Origin of the sequence: Mesorhizobium sp. CA15 (assembly GCF_020165215.1) — a bacterium.
GTDB lineage: Bacteria > Pseudomonadota > Alphaproteobacteria > Rhizobiales > Rhizobiaceae > Mesorhizobium.
Genome location: NZ_JAIUHQ010000001.1, coordinates 546,371 through 570,917 on the forward strand (window position 1 = coordinate 546,371; position 24,547 = coordinate 570,917).

The 24,547-nt window shown below is 62.7% G+C and carries 25 protein-coding genes and 1 pseudogene; 10 read left to right on the plus strand and 16 right to left on the minus strand.

Annotated features, from left to right (window positions below; genetic code table 11):
- Positions 1 to 918, plus strand: a complete 918-nt coding sequence (locus tag LB515_RS02620; RefSeq protein ID WP_224706665.1) for a carbohydrate ABC transporter permease — start codon at positions 1 to 3, stop codon at positions 916 to 918.
- Positions 919 to 1,082: 164 nt separating this feature from the next.
- Here LB515_RS02620 and LB515_RS02625 read toward each other — a convergent pair whose 3' ends face one another.
- Both LB515_RS02625 and hxlB read right to left on the minus strand, forming a co-directional pair.
- Positions 1,083 to 1,826, minus strand: coding sequence for a creatininase family protein (locus LB515_RS02625; protein WP_224706666.1), 744 nt, complete (start codon positions 1,824 to 1,826; stop codon positions 1,083 to 1,085).
- A gap of 4 nt (positions 1,827 to 1,830) precedes the next feature.
- Positions 1,831 to 2,397, minus strand: coding sequence for a 6-phospho-3-hexuloisomerase (gene hxlB / locus LB515_RS02630; protein WP_224706667.1), 567 nt, complete (start codon positions 2,395 to 2,397; stop codon positions 1,831 to 1,833).
- Positions 2,398 to 2,582: 185 nt separating this feature from the next.
- On the opposite strand from hxlB, the gene LB515_RS02635 reads away from it, so the two are divergent.
- Entirely contained in the window at positions 2,583 to 3,605 is a 1,023-nt protein-coding gene (locus tag LB515_RS02635; RefSeq protein WP_224706668.1) for an aldo/keto reductase, read from the plus strand.
- Positions 3,606 to 3,676: 71 nt separating this feature from the next.
- Here the strand turns inward: LB515_RS02635 and hupB are convergent, their stop codons facing one another.
- From hupB to LB515_RS02655, 4 genes are all read right to left on the minus strand, one after another.
- On the minus strand, positions 3,677 to 3,949 hold the full coding sequence (gene hupB / locus LB515_RS02640) for a DNA-binding protein HupB (RefSeq protein ID WP_027166452.1): 273 nt from the start codon (positions 3,947 to 3,949) through the stop codon (positions 3,677 to 3,679).
- A 196-nt stretch (positions 3,950 to 4,145) separates the two neighbouring features.
- Entirely contained in the window at positions 4,146 to 6,557 is a 2,412-nt protein-coding gene (lon, locus tag LB515_RS02645) for an endopeptidase La (protein ID WP_224602605.1), read from the minus strand.
- Positions 6,558 to 6,833: 276 nt separating this feature from the next.
- On the minus strand, positions 6,834 to 8,108 hold the full coding sequence (clpX, locus tag LB515_RS02650; RefSeq protein ID WP_040981372.1) for an ATP-dependent Clp protease ATP-binding subunit ClpX: 1,275 nt from the start codon (positions 8,106 to 8,108) through the stop codon (positions 6,834 to 6,836).
- A gap of 291 nt (positions 8,109 to 8,399) precedes the next feature.
- On the minus strand, positions 8,400 to 9,035 hold the full coding sequence (locus tag LB515_RS02655; RefSeq protein ID WP_095765152.1) for an ATP-dependent Clp protease proteolytic subunit: 636 nt from the start codon (positions 9,033 to 9,035) through the stop codon (positions 8,400 to 8,402).
- A gap of 345 nt (positions 9,036 to 9,380) precedes the next feature.
- On the opposite strand from LB515_RS02655, the gene LB515_RS02660 reads away from it, so the two are divergent.
- On the plus strand, positions 9,381 to 9,968 hold the full coding sequence (locus tag LB515_RS02660; RefSeq protein WP_140840249.1) for a hypothetical protein: 588 nt from the start codon (positions 9,381 to 9,383) through the stop codon (positions 9,966 to 9,968).
- A gap of 70 nt (positions 9,969 to 10,038) precedes the next feature.
- Here the strand turns inward: LB515_RS02660 and LB515_RS02665 are convergent, their stop codons facing one another.
- The 3 genes and pseudogenes from LB515_RS02665 to LB515_RS02675 all read right to left on the minus strand — a co-directional run bounded on the left by LB515_RS02665 (position 10,039) and on the right by LB515_RS02675 (position 12,087).
- Positions 10,039 to 10,242 carry a DUF3126 family protein gene (locus LB515_RS02665; protein WP_027166457.1) on the minus strand — a complete coding sequence of 68 codons (204 nt, stop codon included), beginning with the start codon at positions 10,240 to 10,242 and terminating at the stop codon, positions 10,039 to 10,041.
- 150 nt (positions 10,243 to 10,392) lie between these two features.
- A complete protein-coding gene (gene cysE / locus LB515_RS02670; RefSeq protein WP_095765150.1) occupies positions 10,393 to 11,241 on the minus strand; it encodes a serine O-acetyltransferase in 849 nt (282 codons plus the stop codon).
- A 215-nt stretch (positions 11,242 to 11,456) separates the two neighbouring features.
- Positions 11,457 to 12,087, minus strand: a pseudogene (locus LB515_RS02675) (VOC family protein).
- A 132-nt stretch (positions 12,088 to 12,219) separates the two neighbouring features.
- On the opposite strand from LB515_RS02675, the gene LB515_RS02680 reads away from it, so the two are divergent.
- Complete coding sequence (locus LB515_RS02680) at positions 12,220 to 12,825, plus strand: hypothetical protein (protein WP_224706766.1); 606 nt, start codon at positions 12,220 to 12,222, stop codon at positions 12,823 to 12,825.
- Positions 12,826 to 12,919: 94 nt separating this feature from the next.
- On the plus strand, positions 12,920 to 13,885 hold the full coding sequence (speB, locus tag LB515_RS02685; protein ID WP_224706670.1) for an agmatinase: 966 nt from the start codon (positions 12,920 to 12,922) through the stop codon (positions 13,883 to 13,885).
- Between the two features lie 44 nt (positions 13,886 to 13,929).
- Here the strand turns inward: speB and LB515_RS02690 are convergent, their stop codons facing one another.
- The 3 genes from LB515_RS02690 to LB515_RS02700 form a co-directional block, all read right to left on the minus strand.
- Entirely contained in the window at positions 13,930 to 14,697 is a 768-nt protein-coding gene (locus LB515_RS02690) for an alpha/beta fold hydrolase (protein ID WP_224706671.1), read from the minus strand.
- Positions 14,698 to 14,713: 16 nt separating this feature from the next.
- The gene (locus LB515_RS02695; protein WP_095765147.1) at positions 14,714 to 15,208 is read right to left on the minus strand and encodes a DUF192 domain-containing protein; all 495 of its coding nucleotides are present in this window, start codon (positions 15,206 to 15,208) and stop codon (positions 14,714 to 14,716) included.
- 113 nt (positions 15,209 to 15,321) lie between these two features.
- A complete protein-coding gene (locus LB515_RS02700; RefSeq protein WP_095765583.1) occupies positions 15,322 to 15,915 on the minus strand; it encodes a cold-shock protein in 594 nt (197 codons plus the stop codon).
- 261 nt (positions 15,916 to 16,176) lie between these two features.
- Between LB515_RS02700 and gloA the strand changes: the two genes are divergently transcribed.
- A complete protein-coding gene (gene gloA / locus LB515_RS02705) occupies positions 16,177 to 16,617 on the plus strand; it encodes a lactoylglutathione lyase (RefSeq protein WP_224706672.1) in 441 nt (146 codons plus the stop codon).
- 114 nt (positions 16,618 to 16,731) lie between these two features.
- Positions 16,732 to 17,019 (plus strand): DUF2218 domain-containing protein, encoded by a 288-nt coding sequence (locus LB515_RS02710; protein WP_095765145.1) that lies wholly within the window; start codon positions 16,732 to 16,734, stop codon positions 17,017 to 17,019.
- 34 nt (positions 17,020 to 17,053) lie between these two features.
- Here the strand turns inward: LB515_RS02710 and LB515_RS02715 are convergent, their stop codons facing one another.
- A complete protein-coding gene (locus LB515_RS02715; RefSeq protein WP_095765144.1) occupies positions 17,054 to 17,605 on the minus strand; it encodes a DUF1697 domain-containing protein in 552 nt (183 codons plus the stop codon).
- The gene (gene ilvA / locus LB515_RS02720; protein WP_224706673.1) at positions 17,602 to 18,858 is read right to left on the minus strand and encodes a threonine ammonia-lyase IlvA; all 1,257 of its coding nucleotides are present in this window, start codon (positions 18,856 to 18,858) and stop codon (positions 17,602 to 17,604) included. Before ilvA ends, LB515_RS02715 begins: the two co-directional genes overlap by 4 nt.
- A gap of 231 nt (positions 18,859 to 19,089) precedes the next feature.
- Between ilvA and LB515_RS02725 the strand changes: the two genes are divergently transcribed.
- Both LB515_RS02725 and LB515_RS02730 read left to right on the plus strand, forming a co-directional pair.
- The gene (locus LB515_RS02725; protein ID WP_224706767.1) at positions 19,090 to 20,166 is read left to right on the plus strand and encodes an alpha/beta hydrolase; all 1,077 of its coding nucleotides are present in this window, start codon (positions 19,090 to 19,092) and stop codon (positions 20,164 to 20,166) included.
- A gap of 105 nt (positions 20,167 to 20,271) precedes the next feature.
- On the plus strand, positions 20,272 to 21,432 hold the full coding sequence (locus tag LB515_RS02730) for an alpha/beta hydrolase (RefSeq protein ID WP_224706674.1): 1,161 nt from the start codon (positions 20,272 to 20,274) through the stop codon (positions 21,430 to 21,432).
- 5 nt (positions 21,433 to 21,437) lie between these two features.
- Here LB515_RS02730 and ade read toward each other — a convergent pair whose 3' ends face one another.
- A complete protein-coding gene (ade, locus tag LB515_RS02735; protein WP_224706675.1) occupies positions 21,438 to 23,255 on the minus strand; it encodes an adenine deaminase in 1,818 nt (605 codons plus the stop codon).
- Positions 23,256 to 23,415: 160 nt separating this feature from the next.
- Here ade and LB515_RS02740 point away from each other — a divergent pair, with 160 nt between their 5' ends.
- Complete coding sequence (locus tag LB515_RS02740; protein WP_095765581.1) at positions 23,416 to 24,081, plus strand: outer membrane protein; 666 nt, start codon at positions 23,416 to 23,418, stop codon at positions 24,079 to 24,081.
- A gap of 229 nt (positions 24,082 to 24,310) precedes the next feature.
- Here the strand turns inward: LB515_RS02740 and LB515_RS02745 are convergent, their stop codons facing one another.
- Entirely contained in the window at positions 24,311 to 24,538 is a 228-nt protein-coding gene (locus LB515_RS02745; RefSeq protein WP_140840270.1) for a hypothetical protein, read from the minus strand.
- Between the last annotated feature and the right edge of the window lie 9 nt (positions 24,539 to 24,547).

Consider the following 24,547-nt stretch of genomic DNA (forward strand, 5'->3'; position numbering starts at 1 on the left):
ATGAGCGTCCAGACCACCGACTACACCGTTTCCGATATCCGCTCGCCGGCGGCCTTCATCGCCAGCCGCGTCTTCATCTATGGCGCGCTTGCCTTCTGGGCTTTCGTCTGCCTGTTCCCGATCTATTGGACGATCACCACCTCGTTCAAATCGGCGGTCGACGTCACCCAAGGCCATCTCATTCCCTTCGTCGACTTCACGCCTGACTGGAAGGGCTGGCGCTCGCTCGGCCTGTCGCCGGATTCGATCTCCCAGACCTCGACCGTGCGCGACGAATTCCTCAAACGCTTCATGAACTCGGTCATCACCTCGGTCGGCGCATCGAGCCTCGCCATCATCATCGGCAGCCTCGCCGCCTATGGCCTTGTCCGCTACCGCTACAAGTTCGCCTGGTTCAAGAACGAGGACATCTCCTTCTTCTTCCTGTCGCAGTTGATCCTGCCGCCGGTCGTTCTGGCGCTCCCCTTCCTGGTGCTCTACCGCGAAGTGGCCCTCCTTGATACGCGCATCGGGCTCGTGCTCCTCTACACGCTGATGGTTCTGCCGATCGTCATCTGGATCATGCGCGACCAGTTCAACTCGATACCCGTTGAATTGGAGGAGGCAGCCCTTGTCGACGGGCTGTCGATCTGGGGCGCCTTTTTCCGCATCGTCATGCCGATCGCGTTGCCCGGCATGGTCGCCGCCTTCATCCTGGCGATGGTGCTGTGCTGGAACGAGTATTTCTTCGCCGCGCTGCTGACATCGACCGACGCCAAGACCATCCCCGTCATGGTGGCGAGCCAGACCGGCTCGCAAGGCATCAACTGGTGGTCGATGGCGGCCTTGGCCACCGCCGCGATCGCGCCGCTGGCCATCATCGGCATCGCGCTCGAGCGCTATCTGATCATGGGCATGACGGCCGGCTCAGTGAAGTAGGATTACTTCCCCTTCCCCCCTTGTGGGGGAAGGTGGCCGCGAAGCGGCCGGATGAGGGGTGTTCCAGGGAAAGCCGACCTCTCACTCCGCTGGAACACCCTCATCCGTCTCGGCGCTGCGCGCCGATCCAGCTTCTCCCACAAGGAGAAAAGGAAGAACCGCACCTATCGCACCAGAATCGACCGCAAATGGTCGAGGATCATCGCAACCCCGATCTTACCGAGGCCCGCCGAGGCTTCCGCGGCACTTTTCGTGTACCAGCCGGTGTTGTCGGCCAAATGCTTCTCGTCCACCGCCTCCGGGCATAGCGCCAGCATCAGCGAGGTTTCGCCGATGCCGGCATGGTCGAACGGATATTTGCCGTTCATCGCGGCCGGCATCAGCGGGTGCACCTGCACCCAGTTGAAGACATTCTCACCCTGCGCATGGCCGGCATAGTAATCGGCCATGGTGTTGGAACCCCACCAGCCCTCGCCGCGCTCCTTTTCCAGGAAGCGGAAGATTGCCTGCCGGCCGGCGGTCTTGAAGGCGAGATCGGTCGGCATGCCGGCCGCGAAATTCTCGGTCTGGTGGTGGATGATGGCGTGGATGTTGCGGAAGCCGATGCGCAGCAGCCCGTAGAACAATTCCTCCGCGAACGGCGAAAGCGCCGGGCCGCCGACCTGCACCGAGCCGCTGCCTTCCGGCGCCGCCACCGCATAGCTTGCCGCGCCGTAATAGAAGGGCGGCAGGATGACGATGTCCCTTTCCTTCTCGATCAGTTCGACCGTCTTGATCACCGCCAGCGTGTCCATGCCGACCGCCATGTGCTCGCCGTGATATTCGAGCACGCCGAGCGGCAGCACCATCGGCCAGTTCTCCTCGATCGCCTTGCGGATCTGGTGCGGCAGCATAAGTTCGTAGCGCATCTCCTTACTCCATGTTGGTGTGCCTGGCGCGCATCGCTTCCGGCGTCGCATTGGTCAGCGCCTGGAGCTTCAGCACCATGATTTCGAACAGAAGAAACAGCGCGCCTTCGAACAGCGAGCCCATCGGCAGCACCGAGCTTCTTGCCTCGCCCTGGTCGCTGGCCATCGTCTGCGCCGGGATGACGAGCGTGAAGTCGGCGAGCTTGGCGGCGCTTCTTTCCGGTTCTGCCGTCAAGAGCAGCACCTTCGCGCCGGCCTCGCGGGCAACCCGCATCAAGCTCAGCACCGTGGCGGTCTCGCCGGGACCTGAGCTCGCCAGGAAGACGTCGCCCTGCCCGAGCGGCGGCGTGGTCATGTCGCCGACGACCGAGACCGGCAGGCCGAGATGGTAGAGCCGCATGGCGAAGCCCTTGACCTGCAGCGCCTCGCGGCCGCAGCCATAGACAGCGATCCTGCCGGCGCCGGCAAGCATTTCGCAGGCGGCGTCGATGCGAGCTTCGTCCGTGCGCGCCAGCACCGCGCCAAGCTCGTCCAGCGCGGTCGCGAACATCCCTGATGCGGCTTTGGTCATGACGGCTCACCTTGCCTGCCGGGGCGTCGCTTGCCTCTACGGATTTGCGGCTCGCGACCACGAAAGGCTTGTTTTTGTTTATGCTACCATCGCGAAAATCGCTGTCCAACGAGCCTCGGCACTTTTGCTGGGCCACGAGCGTGATAGTGTCATGTCAGACAAATCACTCCGGGACATCGTCAGACATGAAGACACGGCACTTCGACCGCATCGGCAATGGCGGCATCACCTTCACCGAGCTCGGCTTCGGCACCGCGCCGCTCGGCAATCTCTATCGCGCCATCTCCGACGAGGACGCCAATGCCACGTTAGAGGCGGCATGGGCGACCGGCTGCCGCTACTTTGATACGGCACCTCTTTACGGCCTCGGCCTGTCGGAAACCCGCCTCAACCCGTTTCTGCGCGGCAGGAAGCGCGACGACTATGTGCTGTCGAGCAAGGTCGGGCGCATCATGCGGGTCTCTGCACCGGACCAGCGCACCGGCATCGGCAAGTTCTTCGAGACGCCGTCGCGCCGGGAAGTCTACGACTACTCCTATGATGGCGTCATGCGCTCCTTCGAGGCCTCGCTGGAGCGCCTCGGGGTCGACCGTATCGACATCCTCTTCGTCCACGACGTCGACATCTTTACCCATGGCAGCAAGGAAGCCTCCGATGCCCGCATCGAGGAGTTCATGTCATCCGGCTATTACGGGCTGCTTTCGCTGCGCGACCAGGGCGTCATCAAGGCCTTTGGCGGCGGCATCAACGAGTGGCAGGTGGCACAGACCCTCGCCGAACGCGGCGATTTCGACCTGTTCCTGCTCGCCGGCCGCTACACGCTGCTCGAGCAGGAGGCGCTTGCCACCTTCCTGCCGCTTTGCCAAAAGCGCGGCATCGGCATCGTGCTGGGCGGCCCCTACAATTCCGGCGTGCTGGCGACCGGCCCGAAGCCCGGAGCCTTCTACAATTACAGCGAGGCGCCGAAGGAGATCCTGGATCGCGTGGCGCGCATCGAAGCCGTCTGCAAGCGCCACAATGTGCGCCTGATCGAGGCGGCGCTGCAGTTCCCGCTGCAGCATCCTTCGGTGGTGTCGGTGATTCCTGGCGGCCAGCGGCCATCCGAAGTTGAAAGCAACCGCGCGCTGCTCGACACCAAGATACCGGCGGCGCTGTGGGCGGATTTGAAACAGGAAGATCTGATGCGCGCCGACGCGCCAACGGCCTGAATGGCCTGCAAACAGCCATAAAAAGAAAAGCCGGGCTTGCCCGGCTTTTCGGTTCTTAAAAGAAAAAGGTCTTAGTTGACCGCGTCCTTGAGGCCCTTGCCGGCCGAGAACTTCGGCACGGTACGCGCCGGAATCTTCACTTCCGCGCCGGTCTGCGGGTTGCGGCCGGTCGAAGCAGCGCGTTTTGACACGGTGAAATTTCCGAAGCCGACAAGCCGGACATCGCCGCCCTTCTTCAGTTCGCCAGTGATCACGGAGAACACCGCATCGACAGCGGACTGCGCATCAGCCTTCGAAATGCTTGCGGAGTCGGCGACGGCGGACACCAGTTCGTTCTTGTTCATAAAAATTCCCTTCCATGAGAAAACCGGAACTACGACTCATCCGGCAGGAGACGGACTTTAGAAAGAAGCGCTCCGGAACCCAAGCCGAAAACCGCGGAATTCCGGGCTTTTTTCCACTTTTTCATGGCTTTTCACACGAAAAAAGCCGGGCTTGAAAGCCCGGCTCTCTCTTTGTGCGCTGCAATATTAGCAACCGCTAATGAGCAAGCGACTTTCCAGCATCGTCGCCGCTGTCGACCGGAGCCGGCGCATTGACCGGTTCGACCCACTCGATCGGCTCAGGCATCCTGACCAGCGCGTGCGCGAGCACCTCGCCGACCCGCGAGACCGGGACGATCTCCATGCCGTTCTTCACATTGTCCGGAATCTCCGCCAAATCCTTGACGTTCTCTTCCGGGATCAGCACCTTCTTGATGCCGCCGCGCAGCGCCGCGAGCAGCTTCTCCTTCAGGCCGCCAATCGGCAGAATACGGCCGCGCAGCGTGATTTCGCCGGTCATCGCCACATCAGCGCGGACCGGAATACCCGTCAGCACCGACACGATGGCCGTGGCCATGGCCGCACCGGCAGACGGGCCGTCCTTCGGCGTGGCACCCTCCGGCAAATGCACGTGGATGTCGCGCTTGTCGAACAGCGGCGGCTCGATGCCGAAATCGATGGCGCGCGAGCGGACGTAGGACGCCGCCGCCGAGATCGATTCCTTCATCACGTCGCGCAAATTGCCGGTCACCGTCATGCGGCCCTTGCCGGGCATCATGACGCCTTCGACCGTCAGCAACTCGCCGCCGACTTCCGTCCAGGCAAGACCCGTGACCACGCCGACCTGATCGTCGGCCTCGATCTGGCCGAAGCGGAAGCGCGGCACGCCGAGATAATCGGCGAGGTTGTCCGCCGTGATCTTCACCGTCTTCTTCTTCGTCCGCAGGATCTCGGTCACCGCCTTACGGCCGAGCTTCATCAGCTCGCGCTCCAGGCTGCGCACACCGGCTTCCCGCGTGTAGGTCTGGATGATGCCGCGGATCGCGTCCTCGCCGACCGAGAATTCGTTCGGTTGCAGGGCATGGTCGCGGATCACCTTGGGCATCAGGTGACGCTTGGCGATCTCGATCTTCTCGTCCTCGGTGTAACCGGCGATACGGATGATCTCCATGCGGTCCATCAGGGGCGCAGGGATGTTCAGCGTGTTCGCGGTCGTCACGAACATCACGCTCGACAGGTCGTATTCGACCTCGAGGTAATGATCCATGAACGTCGAGTTCTGCTCCGGATCGAGCACTTCCAACAGGGCCGACGACGGATCGCCGCGGAAGTCCTGGCCCATCTTGTCGATCTCGTCGAGCAGGAAGAGCGGGTTGGACTTCTTGGCCTTCTTCATCGACTGGATGACCTTGCCGGGCATCGAGCCGATATAGGTCCGCCTGTGGCCACGGATCTCGGCCTCGTCGCGCACGCCGCCGAGCGCCATGCGGATGAACTCGCGGCCGGTGGCCTTGGCGATCGACTTGCCAAGCGAGGTCTTGCCGACGCCGGGCGGGCCGACGAGGCACAGGATCGGCCCCTTCAGCTTCTTCTGGCGGCTCTGCACGGCGAGATACTCGACGATGCGTTCCTTGACCTTGTCGAGGCCGAAGTGATCGGCATCGAGCACGTCCTGCGCAAAGCCGAGGTCCTGCTTGACCTTGGAGTTCTTGCCCCACGGGATCGACAAGAGCCAATCGAGATAGTTGCGCACGACCGTCGATTCAGCCGACATCGGCGACATCGAGCGCAGCTTCTTCAACTCGGCCTCCGCCTTTTCGCGGGCCTCCTTGGAGAGCTTGGTCTTCTTGATGCGCGCCTCGATCTCGGCGGCCTCGTCGCGGCCATCCTCGCCCTCGCCGAGCTCCTTCTGGATCGCCTTCATCTGCTCGTTGAGGTAGTACTCGCGCTGCGTCTTCTCCATCTGGCGCTTGACGCGCGAACGGATGCGCTTTTCCACCTGGAGCACGGAGATTTCGGCTTCCATGAAGCCCATCGCCTTCTCCAGACGCTCCTTGACGGAAAGCGTTGCAAGCATCTCCTGCTTCTCGGGGATCTTGATGGCGAGATGCGATGCAACCGTATCGGCGAGCTTGGAATAGTCGTCGATCTGGCTGGCGGCACCCACCACTTCGGGCGAGATCTTCTTGTTCAGCTTGACGTAATTCTCGAAGTCGGTGACGACCGAGCGGGCAAGCGCCTCGATTTCGACCTCTTCCTCTTCCGGCTCGGCGAGCGCCGTGGCGCGGGCCTCATGGAAATCGGCACGGTCGGTGAACGAGACGATCTTGGCGCGCGAGGCGCCCTCGACCAGCACCTTCACGGTGCCGTCGGGAAGCTTCAAAAGCTGCAGCACATTGGCGAGTGTGCCGATGTCGAAAATCGCACCGGGCTCAGGATCGTCGTCGGCTGCATTCATCTGGGTGGCAAGCAGGATCTGTTTTTCCTGACCCATCACCTCTTCCAGCGCCTTGATCGACTTTTCACGCCCCACGAAGAGCGGAACGATCATATGCGGGAACACGACGATATCGCGCAGTGGGAGGACTGCGAAAACGCCGTCGCCGGAAGCCTTGGATATCTTGGCCATTGTCCAACCTTTCATGTCGCGGCCGCTTATTTTAGCCAACCGCGAATCTCATATTAACGACCGAGCGTCGTTCCGCCTACCACCGTTTGTGACGGGAATTTTACAGCACAGAATTCGGCGCCTCGGCCTTCTGCTGTTAGGTGGATGTAACCGAGGCAAAGATCAAGGGTTAACACGGTCGTTCGAGCCCTTCCACTGCTCGCCCTCCCCGCCCTTGACAGCAAAACGGCGCCACGCGGGCGCCGTTCCATGAAAATTATCGGGCGCAGTGCCATTTCAGGCGCTGACATTGCCCTTCTTTTCCTTCTGCTCGGAGTAGATGTAGAGCGGCCGGGCGTTGCCGGACACCACCTCTTCCGAAATCACCACCTCGCGCACGCCTTCCAGCGCCGGCAGCTCGAACATGGTGTCGAGCAGGATCGCTTCCATGATGGAGCGCAGGCCGCGCGCGCCTGTCTTGCGCTCGATCGCGCGCTTGGCGATCGCCGACAGCGCGTTCTCGTGGAACGTCAGGTCGACATTCTCCATCTCGAACAGCCGCTGATATTGCTTGACCAGCGCATTCTTCGGTTCGGTCAGGATCTGGATCAGCGCCGGCTCGTCGAGGTCTTCCAGCGTCGCCAGGACCGGCAGACGGCCCACGAATTCCGGGATCAGGCCGAATTTCAGGAGATCCTCCGGCTCGACCTGGCGGAACAGGTCGCCGGTGCGCCGATCCTCGGGCGAAGCCACGGTGGCGCCGAAGCCGATCGAGGTCTTGCGGCCGCGATCCGAGATGATCTTGTCCAGCCCCGCGAAGGCGCCGCCGCAGATGAACAGGATGTTGGCGGTGTCGACCTGCAGGAATTCCTGCTGCGGATGCTTGCGGCCGCCCTGCGGCGGCACGGAGGCGACCGTGCCTTCCATGATCTTCAGGAGCGCCTGCTGCACGCCCTCGCCCGACACGTCGCGGGTGATCGAGGGATTATCCGACTTGCGCGAGATTTTGTCGATTTCGTCGATATAGACGATGCCGCGCTGCGCCCGCTCGACATTGTAGTCGGCCGACTGCAACAGCTTCAGGATGATGTTCTCGACGTCCTCGCCGACGTAGCCGGCCTCGGTCAGCGTCGTGGCGTCGGCCATGGTGAACGGCACGTCGATGATGCGGGCGAGCGTCTGCGCGAGAAGCGTCTTGCCGCAGCCGGTCGGGCCGATCAGAAGGATATTGGACTTGGCCAGCTCGACGTCGTTGTTCTTGCCGGCATGCGCCAGGCGCTTGTAGTGGTTGTGAACCGCCACCGACAGCACGCGCTTGGCATAGGGCTGGCCGATGACGTAGTCGTCGAGGACCTTGAGGATTTCCTGCGGTGTCGGCACGCCTTCGCGCGACTTCACCATCGAGGTCTTGTTCTCCTCGCGGATGATGTCCATGCACAGCTCGACACATTCGTCGCAGATGAAGACCGTCGGCCCCGCGATCAGCTTGCGGACCTCGTGCTGGCTCTTGCCGCAAAACGAGCAGTAGAGGGTGTTCTTTGAATCACCGCCGCCGTTGCTGACCTTGCTCATTTTTCTGTCCTTTCACCGACGCCCGCCGACCGTCTGGCTTTGAGTGACGTCTTCACCAATCTATCGCGGGAATCCGCCACCGCCAGTGTCCCGGCTCACACAGCGCATTCCGTACGAAACACAAATCAGAAAACGCGGCAATGATTCGCAGCAACCCCACGCAAAGCTAAGCCGTCGAAAATCAACATAGCCTTAACGTAGGCAATCCCAACGCCTGAGGGAACAGCCAAATGTGGCCGAAATGCCGCAAGACGCGCCAAAACCGCGTTATGCTGCCATTTGCCGTCGAGGTCAGGCTGAAGCGGTGGCTGTCTCGACCGCCTCGCGGCTGGAAATGACCTTGTCGATCAGGCCGAAGTCCCTGGCCTCGTCCGCGGTCATGAAATGGTCGCGGTCGAGCGTCTTCTCGATCTCGTCATAGCTCTTGCCGGTATGCTTGACATAGACCTCGTTCAAGCGGCGCTTCAGCTTGATGATGTCCTGCGCATGACGTTCGATGTCCGAAGCTTGGCCCTGGAAGCCGCCGGACGGCTGATGGACCATGATCCGGGCGTTCGGCGTGGCAAAACGCATGTCCTTGTGGCCGGCGGTCAGAAGCAGCGAACCCATCGAAGCAGCCTGGCCGATGCAGAGCGTCGACACCGCCGGCTTGATGAACTGCATAGTGTCGTAGATCGCCATGCCCGAGGTGACGACGCCGCCCGGCGAATTGATATAGAGGTTGATTTCCTTCTTGGGGTTCTCCGCCTCGAGAAACAAAAGCTGTGCACAAACCAGCGTCGCCATCCCGTCCTCGACCGGCCCGGTGATGAAGATGATGCGTTCCTTCAAGAGGCGCGAGAAAATGTCATAGGCACGCTCGCCGCGGTTGGTCTGCTCGACCACCATCGGAACGAGGTTCATGTAGGTTTCAACGGGGTTCTTCATGGACTACCCTTGTAGGAGATGGATTCCGGCACCTTGATATATCAGCAATCGCGCGGAATCGTTCTGGATTGGTTACGACCTAAATAGGATGCCGGCTCACCCTAGCGCAAGGCCGCCTCTCCTAGCCATCTGGTTAAGCCGAATCAAGCGCGGTAGGCCCGCGGAGCACGGCGCGCTCTGGCCTAATGAGACGGGCCCAGTCCCGGCCGGCCCCGTAAGGCGCTCGCAAGGTAGCAATTCCTTAACCACGACGCTTAACGAAAAGCCTTGAAATCGCTGTCCGCCCGCGGAGCTTCCGTTACAGTCCTGCATTGTGAAGACATCCTTTTTCAACGGGGGAATGTCATGATCCGCAAAAGCTCCGCATCGCTGGCGGCAGTCGCGATGCTTGCCAGCGTCTGTGAAACCGCCGCAGGCGGCCGCGCGCTCGAATGCTACGAGCCGATCCACAGGCCGGCACTTTACGATACCCTCTACGAGGACGTGATGCTGAACCCTGGCGGACAGGTGGTCGACTACGACGCGCCGATTTACGGCACCTATCAAGGCGTGGAGCAGATCGCGCCGCCGCGCGTCACCTACGAGACCGCGCCGGCGGTCACACGCACGGTCTACCACACTGTCAAGGTCGACGATGGCGGCTATGCCTGGGAATGGCGCGTCATCCATGGCCGCAAGGTGCTGTGCAAGGTATGGCGAAAGGCCCGCTATGCGCGCGTCGCCGAGACGGTCGTGGTCCAGCCGGAGCGCGTCCGGCGCGTCGTTCAGCCGGCGGAATATGAAGCGGTTGCCCACGAAGTGCTGGTGCGGCCGCAACAAGTCCGCATCCGGGAAATCCCGCCGTCTTACGGGACGGTAGCGCGTAGGGTGGTGGTGCGGGAAGGTTCGACCAGCTGGCGGCGCGTGCACATTCCGCGGCATTGCCAGGATTAGCCGGTACTTCGCCTACGGGTTGCAGCCGGCCGGGCGGTGGTGTCGCGCGCCGGCCGGAGCTGTCCCCGGGTCAGGCGAGGTCGATGTCGAGGATCGCCATTGAGAAATTGTAGTCGCCGTCGTCCTCGTCCTTGAAGACGATGCCGAGGAATTCGTCGCCGACATAGACTTCGGCCGAGTCTTCCTTGCGCGGACGCGCCTTCACCTGCAGCTTGGGATTCTGGAAGACGCGCTTGAAATAGGCGTCCAGCTTTCTGATTTCATCAGGCTTCAAAAGACTTCTCCGAAATGTCGGCTTAATTCATGGGAACGCGCTTCTGACACGCCGACGATGGCGATGTAAAGGCAAGCCGACAGGATAACACGTGACAACCGGCACTTGAAAACCGTGGCCGGATTCCGGTCACTAGGCGGGCTGACAGTCTCAGATGTCGAAGCTGACCACGTGGTCCATGCTCTGCGACGGCAGGAGCTGGTCCATCTGTCGCGAGGGCTGGTCGCAGCCGGTTTCCCCCACGACCCGCGCCGGCACGCCGGCGACCGTCTTGTTGTGCGGCACGGGCGACAGCACCACCGAACCGGCGGCAATCTTCGAGCAATGACCGACCTCGATATTGCCGAGAATCTTGGCGCCGGCGCCGATCAGCACGCCGCGGCGGATCTTCGGATGACGGTCGCCATTGGCCTTGCCGGTGCCGCCCAGCGTCACGCCGTGCAGGATCGACACGTCATCCTCGATGACCGCCGTCTCGCCGACGACCAGCCCGGTGGCGTGATCGATAAAGATACCCTTGCCGATGCGAGCGGCCGGGTTGATATCGGTCTGGAACACCGACGACGACCTGCTCTGCAGGTAGAGCGCGAAGTCCCGGCGGCCATGGTTCCACAGCCAGTGCGCCAGACGATGCGTCTGGATGGCGTGAAAACCTTTGAAATAGAGCACCGGCATGATGAAACGGTCGCAGGCCGGGTCGCGATCGTAATAGGCCTGGATGTCGACGCGCACCGTCGTGCTCCAGTCAGGATCGTCGTCCAGCATGGCTTTGAAGGTCTGGCGGATGAGATCAGAGCCGATATCCTGGTGATCAAGGCGCTCGGCAAGCCGGTGGATCACCGCTTCTTCCAGGCTCTCCTGGTTGAGGATCGTCGAATAGAGGAAGGCCGCCAGCAACGGATCGCGGTTCACCGCCTCCATCGCTTCGTCGCGGATCGACCGCCAGATCGGATCGACCGGCTGCACCCTGCTGGGGCGGGCAATCGTAATGCTGTTCATCGACGCTCTCCGGCCTTCCTCATTCTCCGGCGGCACATATAGGCCACATCATAGCACGGTTGAACTCAATTTTCCTTAGTGCTTTGTCAAATGGACCTGGTTCACGCAAATTCAAGCGGCGATGGAAAACGAACCCTTGATCGGGAGCGCATTCGAAATCGCCTCGATTGTCGTCTTCCCAAACGTAGGAAACGGGCACAGTCCGGCGTCAGACCTCATTGCGGCAATGCCGTTCCGGCCCTGTTCCGCCACCATGTAAGCGGCGTACCAGTCAGGCCAGTTCTTGTCGTACTGTCCGCCAGCGCGTTTCTCATGTTCGCCGTGTGCCGCCGCGGCCCGCCGCAGCGCGGCCGCAAGTTCCGGGGATGAAGTGAACGTCGTGTCACCCGCATCGACGCGCCCGGGCAAGCGCTGGGTGATCTCCTGCAGCAGCCAGCCATTGCCGTCCGGATCGCTGAATGTGACGAACGAGGAATAGCTGCGCCCCTCCGGATGCCGGCCTTTGATCGGCGGCTGGCCGGGGCCGTTGCGGTGGAAGATGTCGCTTGCCTCGACGCCACGCGCCACGAGTTCAGCCCGGGCCGCTTCAATATCGGACACGATCAGATAAAGCACTTTCGCCGAACCAGGCGCGGCCGATGTGAGGCCCGTGCCGAAATGGATCGAACATGGCGAACCCGGCGGCGTGAACTGCACGACTCGGAACGCGTCGCCGACCACGAAGTCAGCATCGAGCCTCCAGCCCAAGCCGGCATAGAAGCCCTTGGCTCGATCGACATCGGCAACTGGGATGACGACCGCCTCCAATTTCATGTCGATCGTGCCAGGTTTCGTCCCGCCGGTCATGTCACGCTCCTTGGGTTCGATCTCGGCAGCTTCCCTCCGTCGCGCATTTTGGTCAATCGGATACATATGCTCTTGAAGCCGGCGGCGACTTGCGTTGTCCTGCCAGCGTTAGCCGCCCGGAAAAAATTCGTCATGGAAAAAGAGACGCTGATCGATGTTGCGCTGAAAGCCGAGCTTTGCGCCCTCTGTCAGGCCGGGGACCGGCACTATCACAACCTCGCCCATATCGAGGCCATGCTGGCGCTGGCTGAAGAATACCGAGACCTGCTCGACGACCCGGGCGCCGTCGAAGCGGCGATCTGGTTTCATGACGCGATCTATGACAGCCGCGCCAAGGACAATGAGGCAAAAAGCGCAGACCTGGCCGAGAAAAAGCTTGCCGGGCGCGTCGATCCTCATCGCCTAGCCCGCATAGCGGCGATGATCAACGCGACCGCCACCCATCAATTGCCGCCTTTGCGCGACGAGGGCGCGCTCAACGATGCGGCCCTTTTGCTCGACATGGATCTGGCGATCCTCGGCGCCGAACCCGCGGTGTTCGATGCTTACGAGAAGGCGGTCCGGCTGGAATATGGCTGGGTGGACGAGCCGATGTGGCGCGCGGGCCGGGCGGCCGTCCTGAAGAGTTTCCTCGCCCGTCCGCACATTTTCCATACGACCGAGTTCCGGGATCGGTTCGAGGCGCAGGCCAGGGAAAATCTCGGCCGTTCACTGCAAGCCCTGCAAAATCCGCCCTGATAGGCCCATACTCCCGCGGGGCTTTGCCCCTATGCCCAAATTCAAGGCACTGCGATCACTATCGAACGTGAACCGCTCTGGGATGGCCGTCACCATGGAAAACAGCTTCCACCAACCCGTCGACGCCGCGCAGGTGCCGCGCTTTGCCGGGCTTTCCACTTTCATGCGGCTGCCGGCCGTGCCGAGCGCGAAGGGGCTCGACATCGCCCTTGTCGGAATTCCCTGGGACGGCGGCACGACCAACCGGGCCGGCGCCCGCCACGGTCCGCGCGAAATCAGGAACCAGTCGAGCCTGATACGCCGGGTCCACCATGTCTCGGGAACCGAACCGTTCTCCATCGCCAATATTGCCGATGTCGGCGACGTCTCGGCCAATCCGATCAACCTGCTCGACGGGTTGAAGCGCATCGAGGACGGCATTGCGGCGATCGTAGCGGACGGTGCCCTGCCGCTCGCCGCGGGCGGCGACCACCTGACGACGCTGCCGGTGCTGCGCGCCGTGGCCCGCAAGGCGCCTGTCGGCATGATTCACTTCGATGCGCATTCCGACACCAATGACCGCTATTTCGGCGACAATCCCTACACGCACGGAACGCCTTTCCGCCGCGCGATCGAGGAGGGGCTGCTCGACCCGAAGCGGATTGTCCAGATCGGGATCAGAGGCTCGATCTATGAACCGGGCGAACACGATTGGGCGACCGCTCAGGGCGTGCGCATCATCTATATGGAAGAATTCGTCCGGCGCGGCGTCGCTTCCGTCATGCAGGAGGCGCGCGATCTCGTCGGCGACAGCGCGACCTATGTGACGTTCGACATCGATTGCATCGATCCGTCCATGGCTCCCGGCACCGGCACGCCGGAGATCGGAGGTTTCACGACGCGCGAGGCGCAGGAGTTGGTTCGATTGTTGGGCGGATTGAATTTCGTCGGCGCCGATGTCGTCGAGGTCGCGCCTCCCTTTGATGTCGGCGGCATGACGGCGCTGGCCGGCGCGACGATGATGTTCGAGCTGCTGTGCGTCATGGCGAGGTCCCTCGCCGACAGGAGGGCGCAGGGCTAGCGCGACGTGCAGGTCTACCATTTGTCAGCCCAGCAGCGCCGCGCTCAGAGCGGGTTTTCGGCGTAGAACTCGAGCACGCGCTGCTTGAAGCTCTTGTCGCCGACGGCGAGCATGTGGTCGCGGCCCTCAATATGAAAGGCCCTGGCATTCGGCATCAGCGCCGCAAGCTCGTCCGGCGAACCGCCGATGTCGTCCTTCGTGCCGACGGCGATCAATGTCGGCTGGGCGATGCGGGCCATGTCATCCTCGCTCAGCAACTCGCGCGACTTTGCGATGCAAGCCGCAAGCGCGCGACGATCGCTGCGCGTCTGATCCGCGAAGGCGCGAAAGGAGCGCCCGCGCGGATGCGTGGTCTGGGAAGGGTCTTCCGCCAGCAGGGCCGCCGCGATCGGATCCCAGTCGCCGACCCCGTCGATCATGCCGATGCCGAGGCCGCCGAACACCAGCGTCGCAACCTTCTCCGGGTCGGAGAGCGCCAGGAAAGCCGAGACGCGCGCGCCCATCGAATAACCCATGACATGCGCGCGCTCGATGCCGAGATTATCAAGCAGCGCGGCCGCATCGGACGCCATCTTGGCCGGCGTGTAATCGGCCTCGTCATAGCTCTTCGACGACGAGCCATGGCCGCGATGGTCGAAAGCGATCGCCCGGTAGCCGGCGTCGTTCAGCGTCTTGAACCAGCCCGGCGAGACCCAGTTGACGTAGTGGCTCGAGGCAAAGCCATGGATCATCAGCACCGGGTCGCCCTGCCCCGAGGCCGGCTGGCGATCGAGATAGGCAAGTTCGAAACCGTCATGGGAAAAGAACTGCATCGGCAGATTTGCTTTTTCAGTTGGCGCCAGTACCGATAGCCGGGTGGCGCAACAGATCGCCTTCCTTGATGCCGTCCCTGGCGGCTGTGCCGGCCTTGAGCTCAAGCACGAAGCGCACGGGTTGTCCCGGCGAGATGATCGCTTCGGATTCGGGCTCGCCGCGCTTGATGGCTTTGATCCTGCCATCCTCACCGATGAAGATTAGGTCGAGCGCCATCGGCGTGTTCTTCATCCAGAAGTCCACCTCGTCCGTTCTTTCAAAGACGAACAACATGCCGTGATCGTCTGCCATGGTCTGGCGAAACATCAGTCCCGCCTCGCGTTCGGCGGAGGTATCGGCGATCTCGATGGAGAAGGAATGCTCGCCCGAACCGGTCGACACCACAAGCGGCGTCCGGTCGATCGGCAGCAGCATCGCATCCGCCGAACTTGGCTTCGCAGCGATGAAACAGGCGGCGAAAACGATCGCGGCGCAGAATATGCCCGCAGTCAGCCAATTGCGATGAACCATGCGTACCTCGTCCAGACGCTCGTCCTAAACCATCATCCGGACAAGTGGAACCGGTTTTCGGACAAGATGGTCGCGCCGCGGCAAAGGGACCTCTCGACTGAGTCGAGAGAACCTCAGTGCGAGACCGACAAGGTGCCCATATCGGGGTGGATTTCGGCGGCCATAAGGCCTTTGTCGCCGCGCCCGAACCGAACGAGCACAACTTGGCCGGGCCGGAGTTCGGTTATGCCGTAGCGCCGCAGCGTCTCCATGTGGACGAAGATGTCTTCCGTCCCCTCGCCCCGCGTCAGGAAGCCGAAACCCTTGGTACGGTTGAACCACTTGACCAAGGCTCGCTCAAGGCCACTCTCCGGGTTGACGGTGACGTGGGTGCGCTGTTCCTGCTCTGCCGGGTGGACGGCCGTCGAAGCATCCATGGAAAGGACGCGGAAAGCTTGCAAGCCGCGCTCGCCCTGTTTGACCAGGCAGACGACCCGCGCGCCCTCGAGCGCCGTCTGGAAACCGTCCCTTCGAAGACATGTCACATGGAGGAGAATATCACCCGAGACGCCGTCGTCCGGAAGAATGAAGCCGTAGCCCTTGGCCACGTCGAACCATTTGATAGCGCCGGCGATTTCGACAAGCTCGGCGGAGTCGCCGCCATTGTCCCGCTGCAAGGCGTCGTCAAGGCTTCCGTCCCGCCTCGTAAAAGAGGCTTTTTCCCCCATAAGAATGCCCCCTTTTTTCCAACTGAACTACAACTGATTCTTGCCAAGAGATTAACACTGCGGCTTCCGGGGTGTGCAAGGGCTGACGTGCCTTTTTTCACCGTTCATTACCGGAAAGGCTGAAATGTTGTTTGCCGGCGCTTCCCAAAGACGAACGGCGAGGTCCGAAATCAGCCGCTGCGCCGCAATTGTCGGACGATTGCCCTTTCGCCGGGTGGCCCCTATGTTGCCTGGCAACCCCAATAGCCCGAGGAAGCCGCCATGCGCTATCTGCACACAATGGTCCGCGTCGCCGATATCGACCAGTCGCTCGATTTCTACTGCAACAAGCTCGGCCTGAAGGAGGTGCGCCGTTACGAAAACGAGCAGGGCCGCTACACGCTGATCTTCCTCGCCGCGCCGGAAGACGAGCAAAGCGGCATCCATGAGAAGGCGCCGCTGGTCGAATTGACCTACAATTGGGACCCGGAGGACTATAAGGGCGGCCGCAATTTCGGCCACCTCGCCTATGAGGTCGACGACATCTACGCAACCTGCCAGAAGCTGATGGACAATGGCGTGACCATCAATCGTCCGCCGCGCGATGGCAACATGGCTTTTGTCCGCTCGCCGGACGGCATCTCGATCGAGCTGCTGCAGAAAGGCCCGGCCAAGGCGAAGGCCGAACCATGGACCTCGATGCCGAACACAGGCGTCTGGTAAATCCACCCCGATTTGACCGGGGGCAGCTAGCGTTTCGCCCGGTGCTGCCTATCTATCCGCAATTGGCGCCAGCCTCATCCAGGCTGGCGTCTCTTCATCCGCCAGGAGAATTTCATGCTGACCAGCCGCGCCGATGTCGCCACCGAACATGCCAGCCGCTACCTGCAGCAGCTCTGCAAGCACTGGTCGCATAAATTCCCGGTCGAGTTCGACCCGCAGCACGGCGCCATCCAACTCTCGATCGGCCGCACCGTGATGGATGCCGACGATCAGGCGCTGCACATCGCTGTGGCCGCCGACGATGAAGCGTCGCTGGAGCGGCTGGAGAGCGTGGTCGCCGACCATATCAAGCGCTTCGCCTTTCGCGAGGAACTAAGCTTCGATTGGCAAAAGGCTGCCTGAGCCGGAGCAATTCCGGGAAAAGTGCCTCGGACAGTCAGCCGCCGGCCTTGCCGGCCATGTCGAGCAGGGCCAGCACGCTGCGCCAGTTGCGCGCCGTGCCCGGCACCTTCAAGGTACGCGGGATGAGGTTGGCGAACACCGATTTGCCGAGCCCGTCCGGCGCATGGAGGTAAAGCACGTCGCCCTTGATCTCGAAGCGCTCGGGGCCGGAGCATTTGTCGGCGAGCCGCTTCGTCTCCTCGGCGGTCGGCTCCCGTTCCAGCGCATAAACGTGCAGCTTGGTCGGCTCGCCGGCGACCTCGGGATAGGGATTGTCCTTCACCAGCCGCTCGAACCAGCCGGCATCGCGCACCATGATGCGCGAATGAAAACCCCACGTCTTCTCGAAGGCAGCCTCGATCTCCTTGGTCAGCGCCGCCGCGTCCCCCTTCTTCGCCCGGAACACGACATTGCCGCTCTGCACATAAGTCGCGACATCGCTGAAGCCGAGACTTTCGAAGAAGGCTTTGAGCTCCGCCATTTTGACGATGCGGTTGCCGCCGACATTGATGCCGGAAAATAGCGCAACGAAAACAGGGCCCTTCATATGATGAACCCCGCCAGCGTCTCGTTGTCGGTGATATCCTGATATTGCACGCCTTCGGCGTCGAAATTGGCTTTCAGCAGGTCGAAATTGCGCCGGTCCTTGGTCTCGATGCCGATCAGCACCGAGCCGAAATTGCGCGCCGACTTTTTCAAATACTCGAAGCGGGCGATGTCGTCGTCGGGACCGAGCATTTCGAGGAAATCGCGCAGCGCGCCCGGCCGTTGCGGGAAGCGGATGATGAAATACTTCTTCAACCCCTCGAAGCGCAGCGCCCTCTCCTTCACGTCCGGCAGCCGCTCGAAGTCGAAATTGCCGCCGGAGACGACCGCGACGATGGTCTTGCCCCTGATCTCCTTGCGCGAAAAATCCTTGAGCGCGTCGATCGCCAGCGCGCCGGCCGGCTCCAGCACGACGCCCTCGACATTGAGCATCTCGATCATGGTGGCGCAGAGCCGGTTCTCCGGAACCAGCCGCACGGCATCGGCGGTGAAGTCCTTGAGATGGCGCAACGGCTCGCGTCCGATCTCGGCCACCGCGGCACCGTCGACAAAATTGTCGACCTTGGCGAGCTTGACCCGCTTGCCGCCGGCAAGGCTCTCGCGCAGGCTCGGCGCGCCCGCCGGCTCGCAGAACACGAAACGCGGATCGCGATGCTGGTCGGCGAAATAGTGGGTCACACCGGCGGCGAGGCCGCCGCCGCCCACCGGCAGCATGACGATGTCGGGCACGCGCTCGCCCGGCATCTGGGCCGCGATCTCGTAGGCAACCGTCGCCTGGCCCTCGATAATGTCCTTGTGGTCGAAGGGCGGCACCATATGCGCGCCGGCGGTTTCGGTGAATTCGAAGGCGGCGCGGTAGCAATCGTCGAAGAAGTCGCCGACCAGCCTGATCTCGACGAAATCGCCGCCGAACAGCCGCGTCTTGTCGATCTTCTGCTGCGGCGTCGTCACCGGCATGAACACGACGCCCTTCTTGCCGAAATGGCGGCAGACGAAGGCAAAGCCCTGAGCGTGATTGCCTGCCGAGGCGCAAACGAACAGCTCGGCATTGTTGCCGGCGGCGAGCGCCTTGCGGAAGAAGTTGAACGCGCCCCTGATCTTGTAGGAGCGCACCGGCGTCAGATCCTCACGCTTCAAAAGGATGCGCGCGCCTGTCTTCTTGGACAGGTAATCGTTCTCCTGCAGCGGCGTTTCCGGAAAGATTTCGCGGATCGCCTCGGCGGCAGCGGCGACGCGAGAAGAGAAGCTGTTCAACAGAAGTCCCTCATTTGGTCTCGGCGGTACGCCAGGACAGCCATATCCCGCGCCTGCAATCTTCCTGCCGCCGTTTTGGCTTTCGCGCAACAGTGCGATGGCCGTCGCCCGACACTGAGCCAATTTCCGCTGGACACGACTTACTTTAGCCGCACTTCGGCTGTCCGGGAGATTTCCGCGGAGGTGGACGGCCAATCGTGGCCGGAGTGGAATGCCAGTGAAAGTGTCGACGTGCGGTTGAAGACAATTCTGATCATCGCCTTTGCCCTGCTGATAGCAGGCTGCGCGGGCCAGCAGACGCAGGAAATCCTGGGCAGCGTCGTCGTGCCGACGACGGCGACCGAGATCGCCGGCAACCACTCGATCTTCATCGCCACGACCCGCAAGCGCTCCGACGACCCGAACAAGGTTTTTGACGGCGAACGCTCGGCGACCCTCAACTATGCGCGTGTCAACGTCACCGTTCCCCCCATTCACCAGACCGGCCAGATCGAGCGCCGTTCGCGCGGCAAGTCGAACGACCCGACGAAATATTTCATGGCCTCCGAAGTCGTCGGCTACGACACGCAGCCGAAATTCGCCAGCGCCCTCAACACCGACATCGACGCCCGCGGCGGCCGCGTCATGGTTTTCGTCCACGGCTACAACACCGGCTTCGACGACGCCGTCTACCGGCTGACCCAGATCGTCCACGATTCCGGCTATCCGGGCACGCCGGTGCTGTTTTCCTGGGCCTCCGGCGCCAAGACCACCGACTATGTCTATGACAAGGAAAGCGCCGCCGCCGCCCGCGACCAGCTGGAGGTGACGTTGCGGATGCTGGCGCAGACCGGCGCCCGGCGCATCGACATTGTCGCCCATTCGATGGGAACCTGGGTGACGATGGAGACGCTGCGCCAGCTTGCCATCACCGGCGACCGCGATCTCGGCGGCAAGCTTGGCGACGTTGTGCTCGCCTCGCCCGACATCGATGTCGACGTCTTCAAGAGCCAGATGCGCCGCTACGGCAAGCCGGACAAGCCCTTCATCCTGCTCCTGTCGGACGACGACCGGGCGCTGAGGCTCTCCGGCCTGATCGCCGGCGCGCGACCGCGCGTCGGCGACTATCGGGATGCCGCAGATCTCGCCTCCTATGGCGTCACGGTGGTCGACCTCTCCAAGATCAAGGGCGTCGACAGTTTCAACCACACCAAATTCGCCGACAATCCGATGATGGTGCAGATGATCGGACAGCGGCTGCGTGAGGACGATGGCTTTGCCAGCGATCGTGAGGTGACGGACCGCATCCGTCAGCTGGCTGCGCAGTAACCGTATCGGTGCGGGTTCCGCGCCGCAGGGACTTTGAACTGGACCCGGCCGCTCTCTGGCTTTATCGCAGTAGCAAGAGATGTTGCCGCCCTTGGGGGACCCCGGGTGACTGCGCATGTGAAGATCGTTGTCGGCCTTGCCTTCACGCTCGCCCTCGCCGGCTGCGCCGGTCCCACGCATGATCTTCTCAACCGCAAAACAGTTACAGCGCCTGCCTCCGACATCGCCGCCACGCATGAGATCTTCGTCGCCACCACCCGCCAGCAGGCGACCAAGGATCCGCGCCAGGTCTTCGACGGCGACCGTTCGCTGACCACCAGCTACGCCCGCGTCGACGTCACCGTGCCGAAGATCCACCAGGTCGGCGCGATCGAGCGCGCCAAGGGCTCGGCAGACTCCAATCCGGCCAAGCAGTTCATCGCCACCGATGTCGTCCACTACGGCGACGCGCGGCAATTCGCCAAGGCGGTCGGCGCCGACATTTCCATGCGCGGCGACCGTGCCCTGGTGTTCGTGCACGGCTTCAACAACGGTTTTGACGACGGCATCTACCGCGTCACGCAGATAGCGCATGACACCAAATATCCCGGAACGCCGGTGCTGTTCTCATGGGCATCGAGTGCCAAGGCGACCGGCTACATCTATGACAAGGACAGTTCGACCGCCGCGCGCGACGATCTCGAGGCGACGCTGCGGATGCTTGCCAAGACACGCGTCAAGAGCATCGACATCATCGCCCATTCGATGGGCACCTGGCTGACGATGGAGGCGCTGCGCCAGCTCGCCATCACCGGCGATCGCGATCTCGGCGGCAAGCTCGGCTACGTCATTCTCGCCTCGCCCGACATCGACGTCGATGTCTTCAAGAAGCAAATGATCCGCTACGGCAAGCCGGACAAACCCTTCGCCATCCTGCTTTCGGGCGACGACCGGGCGCTGAAGCTGTCGAGCTTCATTTCCGGCGACAAGCCGCGCGTCGGCGACTACGGCAACGCCGCCGATCTTGCCGATTACGGCGTGACGGTCGTCGACCTGACCCACGCCAAGGGCGGCGACGGCCTGAACCACGCCAAATTCGCCGATAACCCGATCCTGGTGCAATTGCTGGGCAACCGGCTGCGCACACCGGCCGGGCTTGCGTCGGACGAGCCCGACCCGACGCAGCTCAACGATATCGGCCAAGGCCTCGGCAAGGCGGTCGGCTCGGTCGCCGAGGTCGTCATCACCACGCCGTTCAGGGTCTTGACCATCGCTACCGGCGGATAGCTGACTCAGATAAAAAGATCGACCTTCTGGAACGTCGTCACGTCGACCAGGCCGACGTCCGAGATCCTGAGCTCCGGAATGACCACGAGCGCCAGCAGCGAGTGCTGCATATAGGCGTTGTTGAGCGAGCAGCCGACCTTGCGCATCGCCTCGGTCAGTTGATCGGCCTTGGCCGCGACGATCTCGGCGCGTTCGTCCGACATCAGGCCGGCGATCGGCATCTCGACCAGCGCCAGTTCCTTGCCCTCGGAATAAAGCACGACGCCGCCGCCCACCTCGCCCAGCCGGTTGACGGCCAAGGCCATATCCCCCTTGTTGGTGCCGACGACGATGATGTGGTGCGCGTCATGCGCCACGCTGGACGCCATCGCGCAGTCTTTCACATAGCCGAAGCCGGAGACGAAGGCGTTGGTGATGCCGCCCGTGCCGCGATGCCGCTCGACCAGGGCGATCTGGCAGATGTCGTTGCGGCGATCCATGGCGACCAACCCGTCCTCGACCGCCAGATCGGCTTCCAGAGCCCGCGTCGGCGCCTGGTTCTCGATCACGCCGATCACCCGCGCCCGCACCTCGTTGGCGCCCGCCGGCGCGGAAATGTCAAAATCCTTCGCCGCGAGCTTCTTGCCGAGCTTGACCGTGTTCTTTGCGGATTGCGGATAGTCATAGGCGGGGATGTCGATCTCGAGCTTGCCGGCCTTGGCCAGCCGGACGCCGCGGGCATAGACCTCGTCTATGGTCATCTGGGCAAGGTCCGAAACGATCAGGAGGTCGGCCAGCCGCCCGGGCGCGATGGAGCCGATCTCGCGCTCCAGCCTGAAATGCTGCGCCGTGTTGAGCGTCGCCATCTGGATCGCCGTCACCGGCTTCAGCCCCTGGCTGATGGCATGCCGCACCACGCGATCCATATGGCCTTCATGCACAAGCGTGCCGGAATGGCTGTCATCGGTGCACAGGATGAAGTTGCGCGGGTCGATGCCGCCTTCGGTCACCGCCTTGATCTGCGCCGCCACGTCGTACCAGGCCGAGCCCAGCCTCAACATCGCCTTCATGCCCTGGCGCACGCGCGCGATCGCATCCTCGGCACGCGTGCCTTCATGGTCATCCTCCGCCCCGCCGGCGACATAGCCGTGGAACGGCAGGCCGAGATCGGGCGATGCATAATGCCCGCCCACCGTCTTGCCGGCCCTGACCGTCTCGGCGATCTCGCCCAACATCACCGGATCGTTGGCGGCAACGCCGGGGAAATTCATCACCTCGCCAAGCCCGATGATATTTTCCCAGGTCATGGCCTCGGCGACGTCGGCGACCGTCAATTCGGCGCCGGCATGCTCCAGCCCCGGCGCCGACGGCACGCAGGACGGCATCTGCACATGCACGTTGATCGGCATCGCGACCGCCTCGTCATGCATCAGGCGCACGCCCGGCAGTCCAAGCACATTAGCGATCTCGTGCGGATCGATGAACATCGAGGTCGTGCCGTGCGGGATGACTGCGCGGCAGAACTCCGTCACCGTCACCATGCCGCTTTCGACATGCATATGCGCGTCGCAAAGGCCGGGCACCAGATAGCGCCCGCCGGCTTCGACGACCTTCGTCCCCTGCCCGATGGCATGGCTGGCGTTCGGCCCGCAATAGGCGAAGCGGCCGGCTGCGATCGCGATATCGGTGCCGGGGATGATCTCGCCCGAATGGACGTTCACCCAGCGACCGTTGCGGATGACCAGATCGGCCGGCTTTCGGCCCATCGCGACGTCGACCAGATGTGTCGCCACTTCCGTCCACGGCTTTGGCTTTGCGGCGCTGGTCGGCTTGGCGTTCGTCATGGGCTTGAGTCCTCTGCGTAGGTCACTTTGGCAAATGTCGGCGTCCGGAGCCAGAGCGTCAGGTCGTAAACCACTGTTGCAGAGATGCAATTCCGTTTCGCGGCGAATGGGGCTAGTCTGCTTCGAGGAGTCGTTCGAAACCGCCATTTCGGAGCGATCGATGCGTCGACTGACGCTTGCCAGTGCCGGTTTTCTTGTCCTGCTGTCCGGCTCCGCTTGGGCGGCGGATCTGGGGGCTGATCTGCCGATGACCGCAGCCGGCTTCGACTGGACCGGCTATTACGCCGGCCTGCAGGCCGGCTATGGCTGGGGCCGCTCCGACATCAGCGGCAACGATGGCGGTCCGTTTTCGGTCAAGCCCGACATCGACGGCGGTTTCGTCGGCGGCCATGTCGCGGGGCTCTGGCAGTTCGACCAGGCTGTGATCGGCGCCGAGGCCGATCTTAACTACGCCTCGATCGACGGCACCGCCGAGGCCGGCCCGGCAAACACATTCGGCACCGACATCAAATGGTTCGGATCGATCGATGCCAAGGCCGGCTACGCCACGGATCGCGTGCTGATCTACGGCATCGGCGGCGTCGCTTTCGCTGGCATCGAGACCTCGCAGGCAGCAGGCACGGCCTTTGCCCAAACCCACACCAGCACCGGCTGGACGCTCGGCGCCGGCGTCGACTATGCCTTCACCAACAATGTCGTCGTCGGCGCGCAATACCGCTACTACGATTTCGGCAAGGAGCATTTCGATGCGCCGGACACCTTCGCCGATCGCGACCAGGACGTGAAGCTGCAGACGCTGGGCGTGAATTTCAGCTATAAATTCTAGGGTTTGCGGCACCGCGACGATGCGCACCCCCCTCTCGCATGTCTTGAAAATTCAGGTGGCCGGCGCCCGCAGGGGGCGGGGGAATGGGTAGGGGCCTGATAGACGCCGGCCTCGGCGGATCGATCCGCCACGGCGCAAACATTAGCTCTCCCAGGGCAGGCCGTAATAGCGTGATCGCGCCACTTTCCCACCGCCCTGCCCCGCCTAGCGGACGTGCTTGGCTGAACGGTCAGGATCGGTCCGAAGCCATCTTTCCTTCAGGCATGGCCTCGAGACACTCCTCCAGCCGCCGCAGCCGGGCCTTTTGCCAGCGCAACGTGTGGGCGACCTCGTGCAGGTTCCATTTGGCCTTCGAATTGGCGGCCTCGATCAGCCCTCGTTCGAGCCGACCGATCTCCCTGCGCAGCTGCTGCGCCTCCTCCTCCCGCAGTCCCCTGATCCAGCCTGGCCCACGCATGGTTCCACC

What these genes read in the sequence shown, in the direction of transcription:
- LB515_RS02620 (WP_224706665.1), top strand. Translation starts at nt 1, where the DNA reads ATGAGCGTCCAGACCACCGACTACACCGTTTCCGATATCCGCTCGCCG.
- LB515_RS02625 (WP_224706666.1), bottom strand. Translation starts at nt 1,826, where the DNA reads ATGCGCTACGAACTTATGCTGCCGCACCAGATCCGCAAGGCGATCGAG.
- hxlB (WP_224706667.1), bottom strand. Translation starts at nt 2,397, where the DNA reads ATGACCAAAGCCGCATCAGGGATGTTCGCGACCGCGCTGGACGAGCTT.
- LB515_RS02635 (WP_224706668.1), top strand. Translation starts at nt 2,583, where the DNA reads ATGAAGACACGGCACTTCGACCGCATCGGCAATGGCGGCATCACCTTC.
- hupB (WP_027166452.1), bottom strand. Translation starts at nt 3,949, where the DNA reads ATGAACAAGAACGAACTGGTGTCCGCCGTCGCCGACTCCGCAAGCATT.
- lon (WP_224602605.1), bottom strand. Translation starts at nt 6,557, where the DNA reads ATGGCCAAGATATCCAAGGCTTCCGGCGACGGCGTTTTCGCAGTCCTC.
- clpX (WP_040981372.1), bottom strand. Translation starts at nt 8,108, where the DNA reads ATGAGCAAGGTCAGCAACGGCGGCGGTGATTCAAAGAACACCCTCTAC.
- LB515_RS02655 (WP_095765152.1), bottom strand. Translation starts at nt 9,035, where the DNA reads ATGAAGAACCCCGTTGAAACCTACATGAACCTCGTTCCGATGGTGGTC.
- LB515_RS02660 (WP_140840249.1), top strand. Translation starts at nt 9,381, where the DNA reads ATGATCCGCAAAAGCTCCGCATCGCTGGCGGCAGTCGCGATGCTTGCC.
- cysE (WP_095765150.1), bottom strand. Translation starts at nt 11,241, where the DNA reads ATGAACAGCATTACGATTGCCCGCCCCAGCAGGGTGCAGCCGGTCGAT.
- LB515_RS02680 (WP_224706766.1), top strand. Translation starts at nt 12,220, where the DNA reads ATGGAAAAAGAGACGCTGATCGATGTTGCGCTGAAAGCCGAGCTTTGC.
- speB (WP_224706670.1), top strand. Translation starts at nt 12,920, where the DNA reads ATGGAAAACAGCTTCCACCAACCCGTCGACGCCGCGCAGGTGCCGCGC.
- LB515_RS02690 (WP_224706671.1), bottom strand. Translation starts at nt 14,697, where the DNA reads ATGCAGTTCTTTTCCCATGACGGTTTCGAACTTGCCTATCTCGATCGC.
- LB515_RS02695 (WP_095765147.1), bottom strand. Translation starts at nt 15,208, where the DNA reads ATGGTTCATCGCAATTGGCTGACTGCGGGCATATTCTGCGCCGCGATC.
- LB515_RS02700 (WP_095765583.1), bottom strand. Translation starts at nt 15,915, where the DNA reads ATGGGGGAAAAAGCCTCTTTTACGAGGCGGGACGGAAGCCTTGACGAC.
- gloA (WP_224706672.1), top strand. Translation starts at nt 16,177, where the DNA reads ATGCGCTATCTGCACACAATGGTCCGCGTCGCCGATATCGACCAGTCG.
- LB515_RS02710 (WP_095765145.1), top strand. Translation starts at nt 16,732, where the DNA reads ATGCTGACCAGCCGCGCCGATGTCGCCACCGAACATGCCAGCCGCTAC.
- LB515_RS02715 (WP_095765144.1), bottom strand. Translation starts at nt 17,605, where the DNA reads ATGAAGGGCCCTGTTTTCGTTGCGCTATTTTCCGGCATCAATGTCGGC.
- ade (WP_224706675.1), bottom strand. Translation starts at nt 23,255, where the DNA reads ATGACGAACGCCAAGCCGACCAGCGCCGCAAAGCCAAAGCCGTGGACG.
- LB515_RS02740 (WP_095765581.1), top strand. Translation starts at nt 23,416, where the DNA reads ATGCGTCGACTGACGCTTGCCAGTGCCGGTTTTCTTGTCCTGCTGTCC.
- LB515_RS02745 (WP_140840270.1), bottom strand. Translation starts at nt 24,538, where the DNA reads ATGCGTGGGCCAGGCTGGATCAGGGGACTGCGGGAGGAGGAGGCGCAG.